Source organism: Bacillus sp. AFS053548 (genome assembly GCF_002575105.1).
Classification (GTDB): Bacteria; Bacillota; Bacilli; order Bacillales; family Bacillaceae_G; genus Gottfriedia.
The window spans coordinates 59,914-82,787 of record NZ_NUHI01000014.1; the positions used below are offsets into that span (position 1 = coordinate 59,914).

Here is a 22,874-nt window from a genome sequence, read left to right on the forward strand (position 1 = left end):
TAAAGTACTCTTTTTTTTAAACCATACTATATACATATAAATTGGTAGAGTACAAGTATAGGGAGGTACGGATGTGAGCTCAATTCTTACATTTATTTTCGCGTTAATATTATTTTCATTGTCTGGGATATTATTTCCAATAGATCTTAAATGGTATAGCAAGTTGAAAAAACCTGTATGGACTCCACCTAGTAAATTATTTGGAATAGTGTGGGGAGTGCTCTATCTATTAATTGCACTGTCACTCGCTATTGTAGAGTACAAAATTGGTTTAAAAAATACTTCATTTATTTATTTGCTTATCTGGATTATAAATTATATAAGTAACCAGGCATTTAGTTATTTTCAATTTAAATTAAAGAGACTTGATTTAGCAGCATTAGATTGTTTAATTGTGGCAGTAACAGCAGTATTATTAATCATATTAACTATACCCTATTCGATGTTAGCCTCTGTTTTATTAATTCCTTATGCTATTTGGACTATTTTTGCTACATTTTTAGCTTTTTCTATTTACAGTCTAAATCATTAAAAATTTTTGTCTCATATAAAATTATTAAATCTTAGACTCTTCTACAAATTAAATTTTAAACAACCAATTATTGCTAAAAAATTATGAAGAAGGAAACAAATAACTAAGGGTAATGTTATTTGTTTCCTTCTTTGCAGGGAAGAAAAATCATCAATAAGAAATGAAATTGAATCATCTGAAATTTATAACAAAATTAAATTTTTATTTTGTACTTGATTCATGTAGGACTAAGGTGTATATTAATTGACATATCAATGGTTGACCCGTCAATGATTGATGTGTCAATAATTATTAACTGTTAATAAAATTTCATCATATTTTTTTGGAGGTAGCGCGTGCCTAATACAAAAGAAACAAAAGTACTTTCACTATTAAAAGAGTTAAAAGTTCAAATTGAAACAACATTTGAAAAATGTATGGGTATTAGTCAATCACGATTAGAAATTTTGAATCAATTGTTTGAGCACGGTGAAATTAGTCAATCTCAGCTTCAAAAAACTTTAAAAATTGATAGTGCTGCAATTACTAGACATTTAAAACAACTTGAGTTAAATGGAAAGATCACTAGAAGAAAGTGTGAGACTGATAACAGAATAACGTTAGTTAGATTAACAGAAATGGGACAAGATCAAATGTCTAGTTTATGGAAGGAAAAAGTAGAGTTTGTAGAGAACATGCTTATTGGCTTTTCCGAAGAAGAAATTGACTTAACGCTTGAATATTTAAACCGTATACAAATAAATATGAACCAAATTAATTCTGTTCGCGATAACTAAATAAATTAGTAAAGAGGAGAATACAACAATGACTACGACAACATTAACTAATAATTTTAACGAAATTTTAAAAGGAAGACGCTCGATCCGCAAATATGATCCAAATGTTAAAATCCCAGTGGAGGAAATGCATGAAATAATTGAAACGGCTACTTTAGCCCCTTCTTCAGTAAATATGCAACCGTGGAGGTTCTTAGTAATTGAAAGTGATGAAGCAAAAGCTACATTAGCTCCATTGGCTCGATTTAATCAATCTCAAGTTGAAACTTCTTCTGCGATGATTGCACTTTTTGGGGACTTAAATAATTTTGACTATGCTGAAGAAATATATGGTCGTGCAGTCGAATTAGGTTATATGCCAGCAGACGTTAAGGAGAAACAACTAGAAACACTTAGTGGTTTCTTTGCAAACAGTACTGCCGAGCAAATGAAAGATACTGTTTTAATTGATGGTGGATTGGTAGCAATGCAATTTATGCTAACTGCTCGTGCTTATGGTTATGACACTTGTCCAATCGGTGGCTTCGAAAAAGACGAAATTGCAGAAGCATTCGGTATGGATAAAGACCGATATGTTCCTGTTATGTTGATATCAATAGGTAAGGCTGTTGATGCAGGATATCAATCTGTGCGATTACCAGTTGAACGTGTAGCAGAGTGGAAATAAAAAATAATATATAATAAAACACAATGAAAGAAGGTATATATCATGATTATTATTCATGCGAAAATGACAATTGATTCAGCAAAAGAAACGAAATTTTTAGAGGAAATGACTTCGCTATTAGAATTATCAAGAGCAGAAGAAGGGAATATTTCATACGATTTGACAAAACAAACGGATAGGGAAAATGATTACATCATGGTCGAAACTTGGCAAGATTTAAATGCTGTAGCTGCACATAATACAAGTGCTCATTTTACAGCGTTTTCTGAAAAAGCAAAAGAATACCTTACAGCGCCTATTCAAATAAATCTTTATGAAGCAAATAAAATAAAGTAATTTATCAAAAATTGAATAGTGTTAGTAAATATACTAGACGATAATTTGAAACGTATAAAAATTAAACTATAAGAGCCAGTTATGAATTTGGTTCATAATGTACATTAAACCTATCTTAAGCTTTATGGTAAGATAGGTTTTTTTCTTCTCAAAATTAAAACTTTGTAAGAGTAAAAAGCTAACTTTAAAATATAAAGGTAAATGTGTTTCCTCATTAGTAACTTCAATTTCATGAAATTACATAGCTGGATTTAGGTTCATGTTGCTTTTTGAATTCTTACATACATAGAATTATTATAGCCGATACTAAAATTATGGTGTAAATTACATCATAAACTTCGATGTGGAGGTAAACTTATATGAATATTCGTGAAGGTTTAATTCCAACAGTTTTAGGTTCTGCTGTAACAGCTACTGGTTATGCATTAAAACAAAAACGAGGAACGAATAAAATGATCGCAAATACAGTTTTTGGTTTTGGTTTAGCCCATATTGTATTAGGTGCGATTGACTTAGTTGAGCATCGAAGTTAGATTGAAAGAGGAGAGTGTTAATTTCTAAACACTCTCTTTTTTCAATCTTTTATTTAACAGAATTTTCACTTGCCCAATGTTAGTTTAATAAGGAAGAAAGCTTCATAACGTGGCTTTTTTTGAATATTGAGCAGTTTTATTGAATATGAAAATGAGAAAACTATTTAAGGGTGCCCCTATTTTGGACACCCCTATCTCTTTTAGTAATTTGTAGTTTTCGCAACTTCTGTATTATTTGGTTCAGATACACGAGTTAAAAAGAAGATACCAATAACAAATAGAATAATTAGACTAAATACACCCATATTAGAATGACCTGTAAGTTGAGCAGTCAAGCCGACTATTAATGGTCCCATGATCGATGCAAATTTACCGAATATATTATAAAAGCCAAAAAACTCATTTGATTTTTCTTTAGGGACAAGTTTTGCGTAATATGAACGACTTAAAGCTTGGATTCCACCTTGAGATGTGGCAACAAGCATAGCTAAAATCCAAAAGTCTAGAGTAGAATTTAAAAAGTAAGCATATATACAAACAATCATATAAATAATGATTCCAACATAAAGCATAATTTTACCTGAAAATTTATCTGCAAGTTTTCCGTAAATAATTGCAAATGGAGCAGCAACGACCTGTGTAACAAACAAAATAATTAATAGATTTGTTGAACTGATTCCAAGGTCAGTTCCATAAGCGGTTGACATCGTTATAATCGTCCCAACGCCATCGATATAAAAGAAATATGCAAGTAAAAATATAAATAAAGCACGATATTGTCGGATGTTTTTAAAGGTTTTTCCTAGTCTCTTAAAGCTATTTAATACAGGTTTTTGTTCAGGTTCAATAAAATAATTTTGACGAACGTTTCGTAACAAAGGAATTGCAAAAATGCCCCACCAGACAGCAGTTATGAGAAAGGCAATTTGACTTGCGAGAGTTGTTGGAATTGGAAGGATCTCCTTTTGAGCTAATACGATCAAAGCAATACTAATGATAAATGGGATTGTACTACCTATATATCCTAAACTAAAACCTCGGGCGGATACCTTATTCATGCGTTCCTCTGACGTTACATCTACTAAAAAAGCGTCATAAAATACATTCGCACCTGCAAAGCCAATAGCTGTAATCGTATAACAAATCAATAGTAAAAGCCAGTTATCATTAGGAATAAAAGTAAGTAGTACAGTAAAAGAAACACCGAGAGTAAAAAAGAAAGTAAAGAGCTTCTTTTTAAATCCTTTATAGTCGGCAATTGTTCCAAGAATTGGACCTAGCATAGCTAATATGAAAGTAGAAATTGCGATCGTATAACCTAAATAAGCAGTAGAATCAGAAGCACTTATTCCGGCTTTTGAAGCAGAAGCTTTATAAAAAAGAGGGAATACGGCAGTGCTAATAATAATAGAATAAGCTGAATTGGCCCAATCGTAGAAAATCCAACTATTTTCTTGCTTCGTAAAACTCTTCATGAGTTTTTTCCTCCCAATGATTAGTAACTGCTATGTTTAGAATAGGTTATAGATTAGATACTACTAATATTTTATTTATCCTCTACAGTTTTCAGTATATTATCTAAAAATTCCCTGTATTAGTAGTGTACAAGAGGAGAATCCGTAAGAATTCGGGACACGCGGCTAAAGAAAAGCACAAAAAAGGTAAAAAAGTCGTAGATGTTAATACATAATTTCCCACTTCTATGTTATCTTAGTTATATACACAATTCTTGGAGGTTACGAGTAATGAAATCTACTTTAAACGATACTACAAATGAGAAACTCCCATATTCAAGAACCAATCCATTTCCAGCGAAGGTTCTCAAAAATATTAATTTAAATGGAACTGACTCAAACAAGGAAACAAGGCATATTGAATTATCATTGAAAGGGTCAGGATTTACTTATGTCCCAGGTGCTGCACTTGGTGTGGTTCCTTCGAATGATCCAGAGTTAGTTGCTGCTCTTATAAATGAAATGAAATGGGATGCAGAAGCAATTGTTACTGTTGGTAAGCAAGGTGAAACACTATCTTTAAAAGAAGCGCTTACATCCTACTTTGAAATTACACTGTTGACGAAGAAGATATTACAACAGGCAGCTGTATTTACAGAAAACGAAGATCTGAAAAACCTAGTGTTGGTTGAAAATGCAACTCAACTAAAGGAATATTGTTATGGACGAGATTTACTTGATATGTTACGTAATTTTGGTCCATGGAGTGCATCTGCTCAAGAAATCGTTTCATTATTAAGAAAAATGACTCCGCGACTATATTCAATCGCAAGCAGTATTGCTGCAAATCCAGATGAAGTTCATCTAACAATCGGTGCAGTACGCTACACTGCACACGGACGCGAACGAAAAGGTGTTTGTTCAGTTTTATGTTCTGAACGTATTAAAGACGGAGATACTCTTCCAGTCTATGTTCAAGCAAATAAACACTTCTATTTGCCAGAGTCTGGGGACAAAGACATTATTATGGTTGGACCTGGGACGGGTATTGCACCATTCCGTTCGTTCATCCAAGAAAGAGCAGTCAATAAAGTCACTGGCCGTTCATGGCTATTTTTTGGAGACCAGCATGAAGCGTCAGATTTCCTTTATAAAAATGAGTTGGAAAAATATCAACAAGATGGAGTGTTAACGAAAATTGACACTGCATTCTCTCGTGATACGGATCAAAAAGTCTATGTGCAACATAAAATGCTTGAAAATAGCAAAGAATTGTATGAATGGATTGAAAAAGGAGCTTATTTCTACGTTTGTGGGGATAAGGAATATATGGCTAAAGACGTTAACGAAGCGCTTATTACTATTCTTGAAAAAGAAGGTTCAATGGATCGCGATGCAGCTGAAGCACATCTTAAAGATATGCAGAAGCAAGGGCGTTATCAACGTGATGTGTATTAATATTAAAAGGTATTAAGAATACAGGTATTTTGTAACATAAAGTAACCCTTCGTTCCAGCTGGTACGAAGGGTTGCTTTTTTTATTGTTTTTAAGGTTAATTTTTTGCTCTAACGCCTAAATTTAATGCGACTTTCCCTTTTTGAGATATACCTTTTCTAATGATTGTTATTCAAAAGTGCCTTTTACAATTGGAGTACCATTTTCAACCATCTTTCTTCCAAGTGCAAATACTGTTTCAATTTCTAAAGTTTCTTGATTTAATAAAACAATATCTGCGTCGTTACCGGATATTATGTTACCTTTGTGAGATAGTTTTAGCACTTGTGCAGGATTTGAAGTAATTACTTGAATTGCTATTTCTAATGGAATCCCTTCATTAATTACCGCATCTCTTACTTCTTGATATAAAGATGAAATTTTGCCAATTTGAAGTCCTAAATAGTCACCATTTGTGTCAAAAAAGGGAAGACTTGCCTGAGCATCTGATGAAAAAGTTATGTTTTCAATCTGAACCCCTTCTTCAAGCATTACTCTTAGTCCTTTGCTACACTTTACTTCGCCTTTTTCTAAAAACTGAGGAATTGTACTTGTAGTAAAATCTACAAATCCACCTTTTAGTGCAAAATCTATACCAGCTTTAAACAATTCTTCATTCCGATTAATATGAGTCGGATGAAACTGACGAATTGGAATATTTGTATGATCGACTAGTTGATAAAGAAGGGAAAGTTTATCTTTGCCATCACCGACATGAATTTCTAATATGCCAGCCTTTCCAGATAAAATTCCTCCATTCCGCGCAGCCGATGCAATCTTTGAAAGTTCTTCAATTGTTGGTTCCGAGGAGCGGTGGTCAGCTATAGCGATTTCACCAACACCAATAATCTTATCAATCAGAATAATATCTCTTTGGATTGATTCTGTTAGTGTCTTTACAGGGGTTTGATAGGAACCAGTATGAATATAACAAGTAATGCCTTCTTCTTCTAATCCACGTGCTTTTGCAAGTAAATTCTCCGTAGTTCTTGTTGTACCGTCTGTACCTAGTACACCAACTACTGTAGTAACGCCAGCGATTGTTACATTCGTAAGCATTAGTTCAGGAGTGCGTGTTTTAAATCCACCTTCGCCACCACCTCCGATGATATGTACATGTGAATCAATAAAACCTGGTACAACTAAAAAGTTGGAGGCATCTATGACATCGCATGAAAGAAAGTCTGGTGGAATAGTGATATGATCTGCAATCTTTTCAATTTTTCCTCCTGCTAAAAGTAAATCTTTTCTGCCAATAGAGTGTGGTGTGTATACTTGACCGTTTTTTATTAAGGTTAACAAATTTTTTTCCTCCTAATACCTTTGTTAATATTTTAAAAAGGACCGTAATTTATTAAGTGTGCGATTACAACAGCAATTAAACCGATTAAATATTGAATGAATACTAATGGGAAAATCCATCGAGCCCATTTTGTCCAAGGTATTCCAGCGATTGCTAATCCTGCCATTAAAGTTCCAGCTGTTGGGAAAATAATGTTCCCAATTCCATCAGCAAAAGAAAATGATAGGACAGCAGTTTGTCGAGTAATTCCTAGTAGGTCGGCTAATGGTGCCATTATGGGCATTGTTAGCATTGCATGACCACTACCCGAAGCTAAAATAAAGTGTATAGCTGCTTGGAAATTATATATTCCAATTACACTTAAAGAAGCAGGGATATGTTTAATAACTTCAGATACTCCATGAAGCATTGGATCAACAATATGTCCTTGATTTAAAACGACTAGAATTGCACGGGAAACACCTATAATAAGGGCACCACTAATTAAAGAAGCAGATCCCTGAGTAAATGATTTAACTACTTCATCGATTGATAATCCTCCAATTATCCCAATAGTAATTGTTAAGATAATAAACAAAGAAGCAATTTCGCTAATATACCATTGATATTTAATGACACCATAAGCTAAAACAATATAGTTTATAAGAAAAGCAAAGAATATCCATTTATGTCTAGAAGATAATTTAGCTTTAGACGATAATAGGTCATTAGATTGCTCAACAGAGTATTTTCCGTAAAATCCCATTTGTGGGTTTTTCTTTACTTTCATGGCATATCGATAAATAAAAATAACTGATATTAAATAAACAATTACAAACAATACAAGTCGAAATCCTATTCCAGAAAATGTAGGTAATTCTGCAATTCCTTGAGCGATACCAACTGTAAACGGATTCATTATTGCCGTTGTAAAACCTGCTGATGCGCCAACTAATACGATTGCAGTTCCTGTCATTGTGTCGAAACCTAAAGCAAGGGCTAATGGAATAAGAAGTGGGATATAAGCCAAAGATTCTTCAGCCATTCCCATTAAAGAACCTGCTATTGCAAAGAAAAGCATCATAATTGGAATTAATAATTTTTCTCTATTAGCTAGTTTTTTAGCCAAAGTAGAGATTAATGCTTCAATTGTGCCAGTTGCACTTAATACACCGAAAAAACCTCCGATTATTAGAACAAAGAAAATAATATTTGCTGCATCTACCATGCCCAAATGAATGGCTTTAATCATTTCAAAGAATCCTACTGGTGTTGCTGCGATTGATTTAAATGAATTTGGATCAACTGTTGAATGTCCATTGATGTCTATGTGTGCGTATTCACCTGTTGGTAAAACATAAGTAAGAATTGTTGCAATAAGTAATATTACTAATAAGAGTGCAAAGATATTAATTTTACGTTCTTTGATAACATTTCTCTGTTGTGCTATTTTATTAGCCTGAATTTGTGACATCATTTCATCTCCTTTGAAAGTAGAGTACTAGAATAATCTGATTTAATATTCTAGAATTAGTAGCAAAAAATTATTAAACGCTATTCGATATTCCCTCCTATCTTATTGGATTAACTATTAAAATTACTACAATCTACTATTAGCAAATAGCGTGCCAAGTTTTAAAGTCTAATTTTAAAGAAAATTTATGTGTTATCTGGGTTTGTTGTTTCTTTTTGGGTGATATAATAGAACCAAAAAGAACTGATTGGAGGGAATTATATGAAGAAAAACTCACTTACTTTGATTACAGGGAGTAAAAAAACAAGACAAGCTCTGTCTAATCAGTTAATTCAATTACTAGAAGATTATATAAATATTAAATCCTATGCAATTGCTGACTGTGAGTTATTAGAGTTTAAAGACGATATTATTCTTTTTTCTTCTGAAGAAGCAAAAAATGAAACCGAAAAAATAGCGACAGTTCGTGGTAAACATGTCATGGTAGGAAAGAGAACACTTAATCATGAGAATGTTGAAAAACTATTAAGGATTGAGGAGGGTACAAATGTATTAGTTGTTAATGATGATTTTCATTCTACGGTTGAATTAATACAGTCCCTTTACCAATTAGGAATCGACCATATAGAATATTTCCCATTTAAAAATGATCAATTATATTATCCAAACATAAGCATTGCAGTATCTCCTGGTGAAACTCATTTAAGTCCTTCATATATTAAAGAAGTAATTGATATAGGAGTTCGTCTTTTTGATATCTCCGCTATACTTCATATTGTTGAAATCTGTAACCTTAATAAAAACATTTCATCATTAATTTCGGAAAAATATATTAGAAATATTATTGAATTGCAAAGAGAACTTTTACATGCAGAGCAAAATGAGAAAAAAGTAAATAGGCATTTACAAAATGTTGTAGATACAGTTGATGATGGTATTTTAGCGTTAGATATTAACGGAAACATAACGGTATTTAATGAAAAACTTTCTTTGCTTTTTCAAGTACCTATTGAGAATGCATTAGGAAAACACATAGACAATGTTATTGAACTGCAAAATGTTAAGGAGTTTATATTAAATGGATTTGAAGAATTTAAATTTTTTTCCATCAATAACACTGATTTAGTCATCTATCGATTCTATATAAAAGATGATGAAAGAGTTGTAGCTACCTTTAAAAGTGTAAACAGAGCTTCTGAAATAGAAAAAACTGCTCAAAGAGAGCTTAGAAATCAAGGTTTTTTTGCTAGATACGATTTTAAAGATATTATTGGCGAGCATCAATCCATTATAGAGTGTAAAAATATTGCCAAAAAACTTGCGATGACAGAGCACCCGATATTAATCCAAGGTGAGACGGGTACTGGTAAAGAACTCTTCGCTCATGCTATGCATCAACAATCTAATCGGAAAAATGGACCTTTTTTAGCAGTTAATTGTAGTGCTTTTACGGAGAGTTTATTAGAGAGTGAGCTATTTGGTTATGACGAAGGTACCTTTACAGGAGCTAAAAAAGGTGGAAAAAAAGGGTTGTTTGAACTTGCAAATGGAGGGACATTATTCTTAGATGAAATTGGTGATATTAGCCTAAACGTACAGTCACATTTATTGCGTGTACTTCAGGAACAAGAGATTCGCAGAATTGGAGGAAGGAAAATTATTTCAATAAATGTACGGATAATTGCTGCAACTAATAAAGATCTTCATCTTAAAATTGCTGACGGTTCATTTCGGTCAGATTTGTTTTACAGATTAAACGTTTTAAATCTATTAATCCCACCGTTACGATCTCGGAAATTGGATATACCTTTGTTAGTAAATCATTTTGTTACAAAAAGTGGAAAAAAAGTGATGATGGATAAAGACGTTTTAGAAACATTAAATGATCTTGAATGGAACGGAAATATTAGGGAACTAAAAGGAGTAATTGATTACATGCTCACTGTCTGTGAAGGAGGGATTATTACTCTAAAAGATTTTCCTAATCATATTCAAACAAAAACTAATCGATTAAAGACTATAGAAAAAACTGAATATGAATTACCAAGAAGTGTCCTTGAGGTACAAGAATCCATCACGATACTAGAATCAATAAAAAATTTAAATGACATAGGAAAGATAGCAAGTAGAGAGGCCATTTCAACTAGAAGTGAGGAGATTGGTAGATACTTAACCTCACAACAAATTCGACTTCGATTAAATACAATGGAACAAAAAGGATTTGTTATTAAAGGTAAAGGAAGAGCAGGTACAAAAATTACTTCCTTAGGTACTGATTATTTATATTTCTTAAAGGGGAATTCAACACTTTTATCGAGTGAACAATGATAGCTGCCATAAACTACTTTAGAACTCAAGTTAAATATTGGGAAAAAGAAGAAATATGTCAGTATATTAATCAATGCAACCCTTGACGCTATTAGTGTTGAGGGTTTTTCTATTTGAGGGCAATTTTCTTTTTTGCGTTTCTATAACTTGTTAAATAGATGCTAATTCGATTTTTCAGCAAATCACAAACTAGATTTTCTACTAATTTTTTCGTTTTTGTCCAACGCATATTAATTTTTTATACTCCTGATTTCTTCACATGTTCGTATCTATTATACTATGAACTAATCTGCCAGTTACTTGAATAAGAAAAAAAGCTACCGAAGCAGCTTAAAGGTTAATTAACATATGTATGAGTTAGTTAAACAACATTTAGTATTTGGCAGTATAGTTGTTTAGGATTGACTAATGAAGTAAATGATTTTGAATGATTTAAAACACTTCATTTGAAGCGTTGTTACTCCAATGTTTAGCCTACTAGTCTATTCGAATACTTGACGTAGTTCAATCTGTCCTTCTCCAAGACCATGTGGGTCTGGCGCCCGCATCGCCCACTCGATGGCTTCCTCGCGAGATTTTACATCTATGAACCAGTATCCTGCAATCAACTCATTAACTTCAGCAAAAGGTCCCTCTGTAATGGTCGGCGTTTCTCCGGGAACAGGGTAAGTAATACGTATACCATTGGAGCTTGGATGCAGTCCACCGACTGACACCAGAACTCCAGCTTTCTTCAGTTCTTCATTATATTTCTTCATCGCAGCAAACATAAGATCCATCTGCTCCTTTGGCATTGTCCCTGCTTCAGAATCCTTTGATGCCTTCACAACCATCATAAATTTCATTAATAACTCCTCCTCTTGGTTATGGCTTTCTAATGTTAAACCATTATACATTGGTAACATTCTTACTGTTGCAGCTATCATCAGTATATCTTAGTTCAAGCTTTTTATCGAATGAGGTATGCTTTCATTTCAATTCACATCATCTTCATCATAATCGTAAAGTTCTTTATGTTAATTATATTACCTACAGAAGCTTTTTCCTTTTTAAATTATTTGACATCTGAGTTGAAAAAGCAAATCTTGTTGTTCAACTAAAGCATGAGTTAGTTGAACAAGATATTGTTATTTTTCTAATCAACCTTGCATTTTTTACCGAATATATCTAGTAAAGTTAGGCTAGCTTTTCCACTTGGTAATCTTAGTAAAAAGAGCAAATGAAAATACACAAAAACAAATAAAAACAAACGTACCCCAATACAAACAGTTACGATAGAGTACAAAAACAATTGAATTAAGTAAGTGTAAAGTATCCTCTGACTATTTATTTTACTTTCAATTAAGTCAACGACTAATGTGACTGGGATACCTACCACAACATAAACGAGAAACATGATAGTAGATACAAATAATACACCCATCCCATGTGCATAAAATAGATTTTCTTCACTATAATTCTCTGGACTCATATAAAAAGGCACTACATAAATAAAAATAATTGTAATGGCAATTGCTAATAAAATCTTTTTCATAAAACTACCTCTTTAATATTAAAATATAACACTCAGATTAATAAATTCTAATGTAATTTTATCATTTAATTACTTGCCATGAACTGATTTATTAACAAGTCAATTCAATTTTCCTTATTGAACTATCCTGCCATTTTGTTGAATAAAAAAAGAGCCGATCACAGCTCCAAAATGTTATCGAACTAACGCAATGCTTTAGTTGCACAACATTTTATGATTGATTATAGGAATTTAAATCTATGCACCCGTCAAATGTACTTCTAAATTTTTTAGTAAAATCATCAACTTTACTAAGTAATAAAATCAATGAAGAGTCCCAAAATACCAATTCAACCACAGCATTAGGATGTTGTATTTTGGGATTATCAACCCAAAAATTTGGATTTCCGTCTGCATAGGGTTCTACTTTAATACCATCTAAATTAATTTTCTCTTTTTTATCGAAAGCTGAAAATACACCCCATATTAAATAAAAATCCTCTTTTTCAGCAAGTTTTTTTAGGTTTTTACCAGTTATCAAGAACTTATTAAGACGATAATCTTCAAAGTAATCAAGATGTTCATCAAAATTAAACCACTCTAAATCAGTTAGAAGCCAATTAAAATCATTTTCGAGTCCATCGAATGAGTTTAATATATCTTTCAACGTTAAAAACTCCTCTAATATCGTGTTCAATTCTTCACACCTCACAACTTTTTTAATTTATTGTAGCATTTCCTTTTTAAACTAAACGGCCAATTAGTCTAATTAGAAAATCAACAATCTACTTTAACACAGCCAAAAAAATAAAGTAAAATCGAGTAAGTGATCCCATTCCAATGTACAAAATAAATGTTTTTTCACATATTCAATCAATAATAGACATTTTTTAAATGCATATCTTAATTAATAAAAGAATAAAAGTAAAATTGTAGAAATAAATAAAATAAATAAATGTACGATTTAGGTAGAACTTTATTTAATTTTTATAAGAAGACAATATTTTTATTTTAAATTAAAAAGGGGGGAGAAAAGTTGAGTTATATAGATTCATTACTAGATCGACAAGTGTTTGTACTTCTATCTGGAGATATAGCTTTTGAAGGTATTTTAACTGATGCAGGACAAGACATACTTGTATTATATAATGGTCAAAAATATTATTATATCCCTTGGATTCATGTTCATCGAGTACATTTATGTCAACTTATTAAAGATAAAATAGATGCTCCTAACGAGCCTTCAATTGCAAATGAAATTGAATTAATCTCCTACAGAAAAGTTTTAACCAATGCGAGAGGGATCTTCTCGGAAATATATGTTACGGGTAATTTGACGTTTCATGGCTATATAACAAGTGTTTTAAGTGACTACATCGTTTTTTATTCACCCGTTTTTAAAATGATGTATATCTCTTTATCCCATCTAAAGTGGCTCTCACCTTATCATCAAAATGTAACACCTTATTCAATTGATAATGCAAACTTTCCTATAAATCCATCGAATATCTCCCCAGTGCGCTCATTTGAATCTCAATTAAAAAAAGAAGAAGGGAAACTAGTTATTTTTGATGGTGGGAATGATCCAATGAAAATTGGTTTGCTGAATACGATTGAAAATAGTGTAATTGAATTATCGGTCGCAAATGGGGAAGTAGTTTTTTTAAGACTTAATCATATTAAGTCTGTTCATTTGCCTTAAATGAATTTATGTTTTTTATGAAATACTAACCGACAGATTTTGTTAATTGGGAAGCTCTTATTCTAGAGCTTCCCTTTTTTATCGGTTTCTTATATTGAAAAATATTTTAATATAATTAATCTGAAAGGAAGATATTTTCTAGTCTATCTAATTAGAAAAAATATAAATCGGAGTAGATCCTTTCAAATGTAAGTTGAATACCCACTAAATGTGATATTCATTGTGATTTTTCTAAAGGAACTATTGGACAATTGCTACAATAGTTATTTATCTTTAGGGGACAATTGTATTATATAGGTAAAACAACCATCTTCTATAAAATAATGAAATCATCTAAAACATCATTGCTATATTTGAATAATAATATAACAAATGGACAAGTTTCATTGGAAAATATTTTATAAGAAGGTGAGTTTTATGAATTTCGAAATTCTAATGAGTGCTTCTGTATTTCTCTTAACGATGGCAGTCATATTTTGGAGACCAAAAGGAATAAATGAAGCATGGCCTGCTGCATTTGGGGCAGTGATTATTTTAGTGACTGGGATCGTAACAAAAAGCAATTTAATCGATATTGTACACAAAATTGGTGAAGCTTCTATTACAATTATCGCAACGATTGTAATGGCGATTATTTTAGAAAGTTTTGGATTTTTCCATTGGTCTGCTGCTAGACTTGCAAGTTTAGCAAAAGGGTCAGGGCGCAGATTATACTGGTATATCCAGCTTTTATGCTTTTTAATGACATTACTCTTTAATAATGATGGCAGTATCTTAATTACAACTCCGATTTTAATTCTCCTATTAAAAAATCTACGTTTAAAACCACATCAACAAATACCATATCTTCTTAGCGGAGCATTAATTGCCACAGCTTCAAGTGCACCAATCGGTGTAAGTAATATCGTAAACTTAATCGCATTAAAAATTGTTCATATGACTCTTTATATGCACACAGCTATGATGTTTGTCCCTGCAAGTACAGGATTACTATTTATGTCATGGCTAATGTATATGGTATTAAGAAATAAATTACCAAAACAATTGCCGGTGTCTACCGATGATATTGAAGAGTCATTTTTTATGAAAAATTTTCATCCTTTAAAAGGGAAAATGTCAGTAGAGACAAAACAAAAAAGAACAAAATTTATGTTAAAGGTATTGGGCTTTGTTTTTCTAATGCGCTGCTTATTATTCGTTGCTTCATTTTTAGGAATTCCGATTCAATATGTAGCAGTTTTAGGTTCACTCGTCTTATTAACTTGGAGATGGTATCACTTACGGACAAGCCCTGTTGATATCTTAAAAAAGACACCTTGGCATATTTTAGTCTTTGCTTTTTCGATGTATGTGATTATTTATGGTCTCCATAATGCTGGTTTAACTGCAGCTTTAGTAAAATTCTGTGAGCCATTCGTAAATCAAGGCTTATTTCAAGCAAGCTTTATTATGGGAGGATTAGTTTCAATCCTATCTAATCTGTTTAATAATCATCCAGCTTTAATGGTTGGAACCATTACACTAACAGAAATGGGACTAGATCCGATTACATTAAAGACGATTTATCTAGCAAATATAATCGGTAGTGACATTGGATCGTTATTACTTCCAGTAGGTACTTTAGCATCCCTAATTTGGATGCACATCTTAAAACAAAATAAAATTAAGATAAAATGGAAGGATTATCTAAATGTATCAATAATCGTCATTCCATTAACAACAATCGTAACGCTGTTTCTACTATATTATTGGGTGCAATTAGTTTTCGCCTAATAAACAATTTCAATCTAATAGAAAGAGGAGATGCAAGTGAGTGATGTACAATCATTAGTTGGAGAAAAAATTTATGTACAATTATCAGGTGGTAATTATTTTGAAGGAATACTAACAGATTATGGTAGAGATGTCCTTGTATTGTACGATGGACAAAAATACTATTATATTCCATGGCTTCACGTTCACAGGGTAAGTCTTAGTAACAACTTTAAAGACAAAATAGATAAACCTACTGGACCTTCAATAGCAGAAGATATTGGAACGATCTCTTATCGTAAAATATTATCTAATGCAAAAGGAATCTTTGCAGAGATTTATGTCACAGGTAATATCACATTTCATGGAAATATTATAAACGTTCTAAGTGACTATATCGTGTTTTATTCACCGGTATTTAAAATGTTGTATATTCCTTTATCACATTTAAAATGGCTAACACCATACAATTATAATGCCAATCCCTATAACTCAAAAATCAATCTATTACCTGAAAATGCAAATATGGCATTTTCACGCTTATTTGATACACAATTAAAAAAAGAAGAAGGAAAATTTGTCGTATTTGATGGGGCGATTGACCCAATGAAAATTGGAATCCTTAAGAGTGTAGAGGAAGGTGTCATTGAATTAATTGTAGCAAGTGGAGAGGTCACTTTATTGAGGCTTAATCATATTAAATCTTATCACTTACCATAGCTGATATGTTCTTAGAAAGATTTTTTGAGCAAATGTTTACCCTTGGGGTGCGGGCAATACATTTCAGTATATTTATTGATCGACCCTTGACGTTGTATGCGTTGAGGGTTTTATATTTAGGTTATGATTCTAAATTTTAAAAATTAAAAAGTTATAGTAAACACTTTATGGCAAGCTGTTCTTGTTTCGGAAAGAAATGGTCTATTTTAAATTAAAACTTTAAACGAAAATTATGAATGAAGGCTGGGCAAGTTATTGGCATATAAGAATTATGCGCGAATTAAATCTTGATTCAAACGAAGCGATTGAGTACGCAAAACTTAATGCAGGAGTAGTTCAGCCATCAAAAACAAGCATTAATCCGTATTATTTAGGACTAAGAATGTTTGAAGATATTGAATATCGATATAATAATCCAACCAAAGAAATGAAAGAATTAGGAGTAAAACCTGGCAGTGGTCGAGAAAAAATGTTTGAAGTACGAGAGTTAGAATCTGATAGTTCATTTATCCGAAACTATTTAACGAAAGAATTAGTTATGCGTGAAGATATGTATTTATTCCAGCGCCAAGGTAAGGAATATAAAGTCACAGATAAGGCATGGGAAAATGTTAGAGATCAGTTAGTTGTCAGCAGGGTAAATGGCGGATTCCCATACATCGTTGTTCAAGAGGGCGATTACTTAAAAAATGGCGAGCTTTATTTGAAGCACTCCTATGAAAATATGGAACTTGATGTGAAGTATGTAGAGAAGGTAATGCCTTATATTCATCAGTTGTGGGGTAGAGGGGTTCATTTGGAGACGAATATTGAGAATAAGTCTGTTTTATTTAGTTATGATGGGAAGAACATTCATCGGAAGTATATTTAGGACCACCTGTAAAGGTGGTTTTCTTGTTTCATTTTTGAGATAGAATATTAATAACTTATTTAATTAAATGAAAACACTCAATTCGATTTCACATAACTGATTTTCTAAATTCAACAAAAACTTTTAATTATATTCCCTTTAAATTATTTGAATTTTGTATTTAATCTAAAATTAAGGAATTATTTGGTAAATACTTAAATATTAATTAACTTAGAAAAGGAGGGATAAAGATGAAGCTAATTCAATATGCTTTAGATTTAGAACCTACTGGCTTAACTGAAAAAGTATTAATGATTAACAATTGTAATTGCACAATCAATTTTGTTTGTTAATTTAAAGTAATTGTATAGAAAAGGTAGATGTTTCATCTACCTTTTTTGATTTGAAAGGTAGGAGAAACATATGAAAATATGCAAAAAATCTAGATTTAATGCACTGAGTAAATCATATAATATAATAATGAATTGATTTTATATAACAGCTTTACAGGTGCTATCGGTGTTATTCCAAATGATAAAAAAGAATTAGTAGTTTCTCTCCTTAAAAATGGTGAAATTTATGAAATAGACTTATATAAAGATGAAATCGTAAATGTCTTAATTGAAAACGGATTTTTTGTTCCTTTGGGAAGTGACGAACTTCTAAAAGCTAAAATATTTCATGAAGGTTATTTTAATAGTGAAAAAACCCTACAATTAATTATAATGCCGACTGAACAATGTAACTTTTGGTGTGTGTATTGCTATGAGTCCTTTTTACGGGGGCAAATGAAACCGAATATCGTAAAAGCGATTAAAAATTTAATTGACTCAAAAATTGGAAATCTAAACAACTTTATAATTTCATGGTTTGGCGGTGAACCAACTGAAGCATTAGATGTAATTTATGAATTATCTGACCATGCAATCAAAAGATGTGCTGAATATGGAGTCAATTACTCTTCAGGTATTACAACAAATGGATATAATCTTACACCTGAAATTTTCAAAAAACTAATTGATTGTAAGGTTACTTCATATCAAATTACTGTTGATGGATCCGAAGATGATCATAATAAGCGACGAATTTTACGAGATGGTGGATCTACTTATAATGAAATAATGAATAACTTGACTTCAATGAGCCAGACCTATGAAAATTTTAAAGTCGTACTAAGAGTGAATTATGACCCTGAAAATGCGAAAAGTATCAATCCTTTTTTAGAAGAAATAAAACTCAAATTTGCAGGCGACCCTAGGTTTACCCCTTCCTTTCACTCAATTGGTAAATGGGGTGGTTCGAATGATGATAATCTTACTGTATGTTCAGAAAGAGAAGCTGTACAATTTAGGTATGATGTATACAAAGAATTAAATAAATCCAATATAGACCTTTCAACTTTAAGAAACACACTACTTCCTGGAGGAAATGTATGTTATGCTGCTAAACCTTGGTCATTTGTAATCGGTTCTGATGGAACTTTATATAAATGTACTGTTGCTCTTGATGATACACGAAATAAAGTTGGGCAATTACAAGATGATGGTCAACTTCAAATAGTAAAAGAAAAGTTTGATCTTTGGGTAATGGCTAATGAATCTATCGATTCTGGCTGTCAAAGTTGTTTTTATAGACCATCATGTCAGGGAGCTTCCTGTCCATTAGTTAGATTAAATACTGGAAACAGCCCTTGTCCTACTGACAAAAAATATATAAAAAAAACTTTAGCTAGTGTAGTAGGAAATGGTTGATAAATGACACCAAAAACTAATAATCCAAGTAACCTTTTCACGCTTTCTTTAATTACATTGTATCTCGGTAGATTTGTTTCATTCTTAGGAGATTGGCTTTATATTGTTGCACTTAGTTTAATTCTTGCAAAGGAAAGCCCAATTGCCCTTTCGATCTTGTGGATTATTCGAAATGTTGCTCCATTTGCATGTAGTTTTATTGCTGGCTCTTTTGCTGATCGTTTAGGTCATAAACGAACGGTTGTTGTTGCCGAAATTGTTCGAGGTATCGCTATTTTTTTTATGGCATTTTGTTATAATACTCCCTATATATTTTTCTTCGTCTTAATAGCAAGTTCATTTGGTACTTTTTTTGCAGCAGGTTATACGCCAATTATTACTGTATTAACAACAGATTCATCAAGACACCAAGTAAATTCAATTCTTAGCTTAATTGGACAATTAGCACAGTTTATTGGTCCTTTATTAGGAGCTATCCTATTATTAAAAAACCCTGAAATTCCGTTCTTCTTACAAGCCATTTCATTTCTAATCTCTGGGTTAAGTTTCTTATTAATCAAAATTCCTGAAAAACAAAAAAAAGAAGGTGCTGTTTTAAATTTTCGTCTATTAAAGGAAGATATTACATTTTCAGTAAAATATATTTGGAATCACAACTTACTAAAAAAACTAACTATTACTATGTCAATATTTATACTGGGATCAACAATTATTGATGCATATGAAGTAGCATTTCTTAAAAATGCAGTAGGACTAAACGAAAAAGTTTACGGATTAGTAATAAGTATTGGCGGCGTTACTTATATTATTAGCTCTTTTGCAAATAGTTTTTTGGGAAAATACTTTAAAATAGGTTCATTATTTTATTTGGGACTTTTTATTGCTGTCATGGGTAACTTAATGTTTGGTTTTTCAGTAAATATTCCATTCATTATTTTTAGCCAACTATTAATTGCGATTGGTGGAACAACCTTTTTCACAACTTATTATACGTTAATCCAGACTATTATTCCCGTCGGTATCCAGGGTCGTATTTCGAGTTTTCAAAATATATTACCTACTTTAACCGCTACTTGTTCGGCTTCCATTTCAGCATTTTTTATTTCTTTAGCTCCAATTCGGTATTTTATGATAGGTAGTGCTTTTTTTATGGTATTTTCGATATTGCCTGGCTTTTCTGTTTTTAGATCATTATTAAAGAAAAACGACATATCAACTGCTAGTCAAGATAATAACAATGAATCAACGTAAATTCATTGGAAAAGAGATGTTTTTGAAAAACATCTCTTTTTTACATAAATTCATACTTGTAATACGAGGAGATATGTATGTATACCAGCGACAAGGTAAGGAATATAAAGTTACCGATAAAGCATGGGAAAATGTTAGGGAACAACTTGTAGTTAGTCGAGTAAATGGTGGATTCCCTTATATAGTTGTTCAAGAGGGGGATTATATAAAAAATGGTGAGCTTTATTTGAAGCATTCCTATGAAAATATGGAACTTGATGTGAAGTATGTTGAGAAGGTAATGCCTTATATTCATCAGTTATGGGGTAGGGGTTCTTTGGAGACGAATAATGAGAATAAGTCTGTGTTGTTTGGATATGATGGGAAGAATATTCATCTGAAGTATATATAATACCATCTCTTTAGAGGTGGTACTTTTTTCCTCACCGAATAGTATCAAACGCATATAACATTACACCTCAGGACACCAACCTCAATAGACAATGCGATCAGCTTATTTGGAAAAAGTGATTCGAGATGCAGGAGGTTGCACTGATAGGTGGATACCAATCAACGGAAGTGTTACAATCGCTGAAGCCAAGGCTGCTGGCTTTAAAATGCTAATTACACGTGATTCATTGCTATATATATGGATGATCTAGATGGTGATGGTTTAGTAGGTGAATAATCAGAGTTATGCGACGATTCTTTACTTCTTATTAAAGTAACGAGGGAACTTATAAAAGGATGATCTAAAATCGTTCATCCTTTTTTCGTTATACGGAAAAATAGTTGAATTAGAAAAAGGACTATTTACATATTAATAGAATAAAAAGTAATATATTAAAAAGTGCTAAAGGAGACAGTATGATAAAATATGTAGTAATTAGTATAATTTTTATTCCAATAGTTATTATTATTTGTAATTTGAATTCTGAAAATTTAAGTGTTTGGATGCTAGTAATATTGTTTTCACAAACGACTGTTTATACCCTTTGGGATTATTTTAAAAAAAGAAGTAATGATAAGAAACATTATAATTAACTTATGTATTATTAGAGCAATGGATGGAGCATACAGTTGTTAGGTGCGCCAATTTTCAAGACGCTTCTAACGCTGATAACTGCACTTATAATGCTTTTTCATATTCTTAATCTTTCCCAAACAAAAAAGAAAGCTACAAAAATATGTAGCTTTCTTTTTTCTTATCTTGTGAATTTTTGTACTTTTGTTGAGGTAGCAACTAGTTTTGTTCTTGAACTATCACTATATGTATAAGTAATTGTTTTAACGTAATCGTTAACAGCATCTTTATCAACGTAAGTTTGTTGTTTGTAGTAATAAACTGTGGGTTGACCAAAATAAGCCAATGCACCTAATGTTACTGTTGCTACTGCTTGAACAGTCTTAACTTTCACATACGTATTAAGTCCTCCCAATAGGATAAGGGCTACGTTATACGCATCTTTATCTAATTTGTTTGTACCGTATTCAGTACCAATTAAATCCCAAGAGTATGATGGACCATCAGATACTACTACGTAAGTTTCAAAGTCAGAAGTTGGTTGGCTTCCAAATTCATTAGTAATTTGAGCTTTAACTGTACCATCTTCATTGTAAATAACAGTTTCTGATGATAGAAGATAACCATTATCACTTATTTTAAATTGTTCAGCACTTTTTTCTTTACTGTAAGTGACACCTTTTTCAAGCATTTGGGATGTCCTTTGATCTAATTCTTGGATGTTCTGTTCGTAATTAATTTCTGTCTTTTGTTCCTTAGGATTTGTTTTTGCTTGTGTTACAGTAGTCGCTAGAGGACTGAGAACCATTGCGAAAACTAGAGATAAAGATACTAATTGTTTTTTCATTTGATGTCTCCCCTTTATTTTTGTTGGGATTAATTCCCATCTACATCTATATTACCAAAGTTTCAAAAATTAAAAAATTGGGAAAATTTTAACGTCTTTTGTTACATTTTTAACAGAAATGTAAGAAAGTAAGAATAAAATAGTAAAATCTGGCTTTATATCAAGCACCTGTATTGGGAAAAATTACTCAGAAATTTAGTTCAGACGATATTCCTGGAATAACTGGTGAGCTTCCAAACGATTATCTTACTTTTTTTAAACATTATAATGGAGGGTAAGTAGATAACTGTGTCAGTAATTACTACGAGATTGAGAACATTTATTTATTTTAACATCTATGTTTGGTTTAAAATGGGAATCTGATAAGGATTTTATGACTCAGTTCGAAATTTATAAAAATAGAATACCTAATAGCTGCATTCCGATAGCAAGTGATGCAGGAGGTAGCTTTTGGCTGTTTAAATTTATCAAAGAATAAGTTATAGGTATGTATATTTTGACACCATGAAGAAGAACTTGAAGAAGAATACATAGGATTTAGATGGATATGAAGTAGAAGATATTTGGGTTGATGATAGCTAATTAGGAATTTTAATAAATTGATTTTT

20 protein-coding genes and 3 pseudogenes are annotated in these 22,874 nt (G+C 31.8%); 15 read left to right on the forward strand and 8 right to left on the reverse strand.

All coding sequences use genetic code 11. From position 1 onward, the window contains the following. The first annotated feature begins 73 nt into the window (after window positions 1-73). The 5 genes from CN946_RS07580 (at window position 74) to CN946_RS07600 (ending at window position 2,844) form a co-directional block, all read left to right on the forward strand. Window positions 74-532 carry a TspO/MBR family protein gene (locus CN946_RS07580; RefSeq protein WP_098860585.1) on the forward strand — a complete coding sequence of 153 codons (459 nt, stop codon included), beginning with the start codon at window positions 74-76 and terminating at the stop codon, window positions 530-532. Window positions 533-867: 335 nt separating this feature from the next. Then, on the forward strand, window positions 868-1,308 hold the full coding sequence (locus CN946_RS07585; RefSeq protein ID WP_286133863.1) for a MarR family winged helix-turn-helix transcriptional regulator: 441 nt from the start codon (window positions 868-870) through the stop codon (window positions 1,306-1,308). A gap of 28 nt (window positions 1,309-1,336) precedes the next feature. Beyond that, window positions 1,337-1,975: a nitroreductase family protein gene (locus CN946_RS07590; RefSeq protein ID WP_098860586.1), complete on the forward strand. Its 639-nt coding sequence runs from the start codon at window positions 1,337-1,339 to the stop codon at window positions 1,973-1,975. 42 nt (window positions 1,976-2,017) lie between these two features. After that, window positions 2,018-2,311: a putative quinol monooxygenase gene (locus CN946_RS07595; RefSeq protein WP_098860587.1), complete on the forward strand. Its 294-nt coding sequence runs from the start codon at window positions 2,018-2,020 to the stop codon at window positions 2,309-2,311. A 359-nt stretch (window positions 2,312-2,670) separates the two neighbouring features. Next, window positions 2,671-2,844, forward strand: coding sequence for a hypothetical protein (locus CN946_RS07600; protein ID WP_025671792.1), 174 nt, complete (start codon window positions 2,671-2,673; stop codon window positions 2,842-2,844). A gap of 200 nt (window positions 2,845-3,044) precedes the next feature. On the opposite strand, the gene CN946_RS07605 is transcribed toward CN946_RS07600, so the two are convergent. Next, a complete protein-coding gene (locus tag CN946_RS07605; protein WP_098860588.1) occupies window positions 3,045-4,319 on the reverse strand; it encodes an MFS transporter in 1,275 nt (424 codons plus the stop codon). Window positions 4,320-4,520: 201 nt separating this feature from the next. Between CN946_RS07605 and CN946_RS07610 the strand changes: the two genes are divergently transcribed. Continuing rightward, a complete protein-coding gene (locus CN946_RS07610) occupies window positions 4,521-5,756 on the forward strand; it encodes a sulfite reductase subunit alpha (RefSeq protein ID WP_483295375.1) in 1,236 nt (411 codons plus the stop codon). Window positions 5,757-5,922: 166 nt separating this feature from the next. Here the strand turns inward: CN946_RS07610 and iadA are convergent, their stop codons facing one another. Together iadA and CN946_RS07620 are read right to left on the reverse strand one after the other, a co-directional pair. Continuing rightward, window positions 5,923-7,095 (reverse strand): beta-aspartyl-peptidase, encoded by a 1,173-nt coding sequence (iadA, locus tag CN946_RS07615; RefSeq protein ID WP_098860590.1) that lies wholly within the window; start codon window positions 7,093-7,095, stop codon window positions 5,923-5,925. Between the two features lie 32 nt (window positions 7,096-7,127). Beyond that, window positions 7,128-8,549, reverse strand: a complete 1,422-nt coding sequence (locus CN946_RS07620; RefSeq protein ID WP_098860591.1) for a YfcC family protein — start codon at window positions 8,547-8,549, stop codon at window positions 7,128-7,130. A gap of 261 nt (window positions 8,550-8,810) precedes the next feature. Here CN946_RS07620 and CN946_RS07625 point away from each other — a divergent pair, with 261 nt between their 5' ends. Further along, on the forward strand, window positions 8,811-10,877 hold the full coding sequence (locus tag CN946_RS07625; RefSeq protein WP_098860592.1) for a sigma-54 interaction domain-containing protein: 2,067 nt from the start codon (window positions 8,811-8,813) through the stop codon (window positions 10,875-10,877). A 109-nt stretch (window positions 10,878-10,986) separates the two neighbouring features. Here CN946_RS07625 and CN946_RS24080 read toward each other — a convergent pair whose 3' ends face one another. The 4 genes from CN946_RS24080 to CN946_RS07640 form a co-directional block, all read right to left on the reverse strand. After that, window positions 10,987-11,106 carry a hypothetical protein gene (locus CN946_RS24080; protein ID WP_483295376.1) on the reverse strand — a complete coding sequence of 40 codons (120 nt, stop codon included), beginning with the start codon at window positions 11,104-11,106 and terminating at the stop codon, window positions 10,987-10,989. A gap of 253 nt (window positions 11,107-11,359) precedes the next feature. Then, window positions 11,360-11,722 (reverse strand): YciI family protein, encoded by a 363-nt coding sequence (locus CN946_RS07630; RefSeq protein WP_098860593.1) that lies wholly within the window; start codon window positions 11,720-11,722, stop codon window positions 11,360-11,362. 290 nt (window positions 11,723-12,012) lie between these two features. Then, a complete protein-coding gene (locus tag CN946_RS07635; RefSeq protein WP_098860594.1) occupies window positions 12,013-12,411 on the reverse strand; it encodes a hypothetical protein in 399 nt (132 codons plus the stop codon). A 211-nt stretch (window positions 12,412-12,622) separates the two neighbouring features. Beyond that, on the reverse strand, window positions 12,623-13,057 hold the full coding sequence (locus tag CN946_RS07640) for a hypothetical protein (RefSeq protein ID WP_286133864.1): 435 nt from the start codon (window positions 13,055-13,057) through the stop codon (window positions 12,623-12,625). 369 nt (window positions 13,058-13,426) lie between these two features. On the opposite strand from CN946_RS07640, the gene CN946_RS07645 reads away from it, so the two are divergent. The 8 genes and pseudogenes from CN946_RS07645 to CN946_RS23775 form a co-directional block, all read left to right on the forward strand. Next, window positions 13,427-14,092 (forward strand): DUF2642 domain-containing protein, encoded by a 666-nt coding sequence (locus CN946_RS07645; RefSeq protein WP_098860596.1) that lies wholly within the window; start codon window positions 13,427-13,429, stop codon window positions 14,090-14,092. Between the two features lie 417 nt (window positions 14,093-14,509). Next, a complete protein-coding gene (locus CN946_RS07650; protein ID WP_098860597.1) occupies window positions 14,510-15,865 on the forward strand; it encodes an arsenic transporter in 1,356 nt (451 codons plus the stop codon). Window positions 15,866-15,901: 36 nt separating this feature from the next. Beyond that, window positions 15,902-16,564, forward strand: coding sequence for a DUF2642 domain-containing protein (locus tag CN946_RS07655; protein WP_098860598.1), 663 nt, complete (start codon window positions 15,902-15,904; stop codon window positions 16,562-16,564). 175 nt (window positions 16,565-16,739) lie between these two features. After that, a pseudogene (locus CN946_RS07660) lies at window positions 16,740-17,435 on the forward strand (SpoVR family protein); the annotation flags it as partial. Window positions 17,436-17,899: 464 nt separating this feature from the next. After that, a complete protein-coding gene (locus CN946_RS07665) occupies window positions 17,900-19,165 on the forward strand; it encodes a radical SAM/SPASM domain-containing protein (RefSeq protein ID WP_098860599.1) in 1,266 nt (421 codons plus the stop codon). A 3-nt stretch (window positions 19,166-19,168) separates the two neighbouring features. Beyond that, window positions 19,169-20,416 carry an MFS transporter gene (locus CN946_RS07670; RefSeq protein WP_098860600.1) on the forward strand — a complete coding sequence of 416 codons (1,248 nt, stop codon included), beginning with the start codon at window positions 19,169-19,171 and terminating at the stop codon, window positions 20,414-20,416. 28 nt (window positions 20,417-20,444) lie between these two features. After that, window positions 20,445-20,807, forward strand: a pseudogene (locus CN946_RS07675) (stage V sporulation protein R); the annotation flags it as partial. A 41-nt stretch (window positions 20,808-20,848) separates the two neighbouring features. After that, a pseudogene (locus CN946_RS23775) lies at window positions 20,849-21,083 on the forward strand (hypothetical protein); the annotation flags it as partial. 517 nt (window positions 21,084-21,600) lie between these two features. On the opposite strand, the gene CN946_RS07680 reads toward CN946_RS23775, so the two are convergent. Further along, window positions 21,601-22,266, reverse strand: a complete 666-nt coding sequence (locus CN946_RS07680; protein ID WP_098860602.1) for a hypothetical protein — start codon at window positions 22,264-22,266, stop codon at window positions 21,601-21,603. Between the last annotated feature and the right edge of the window lie 608 nt (window positions 22,267-22,874).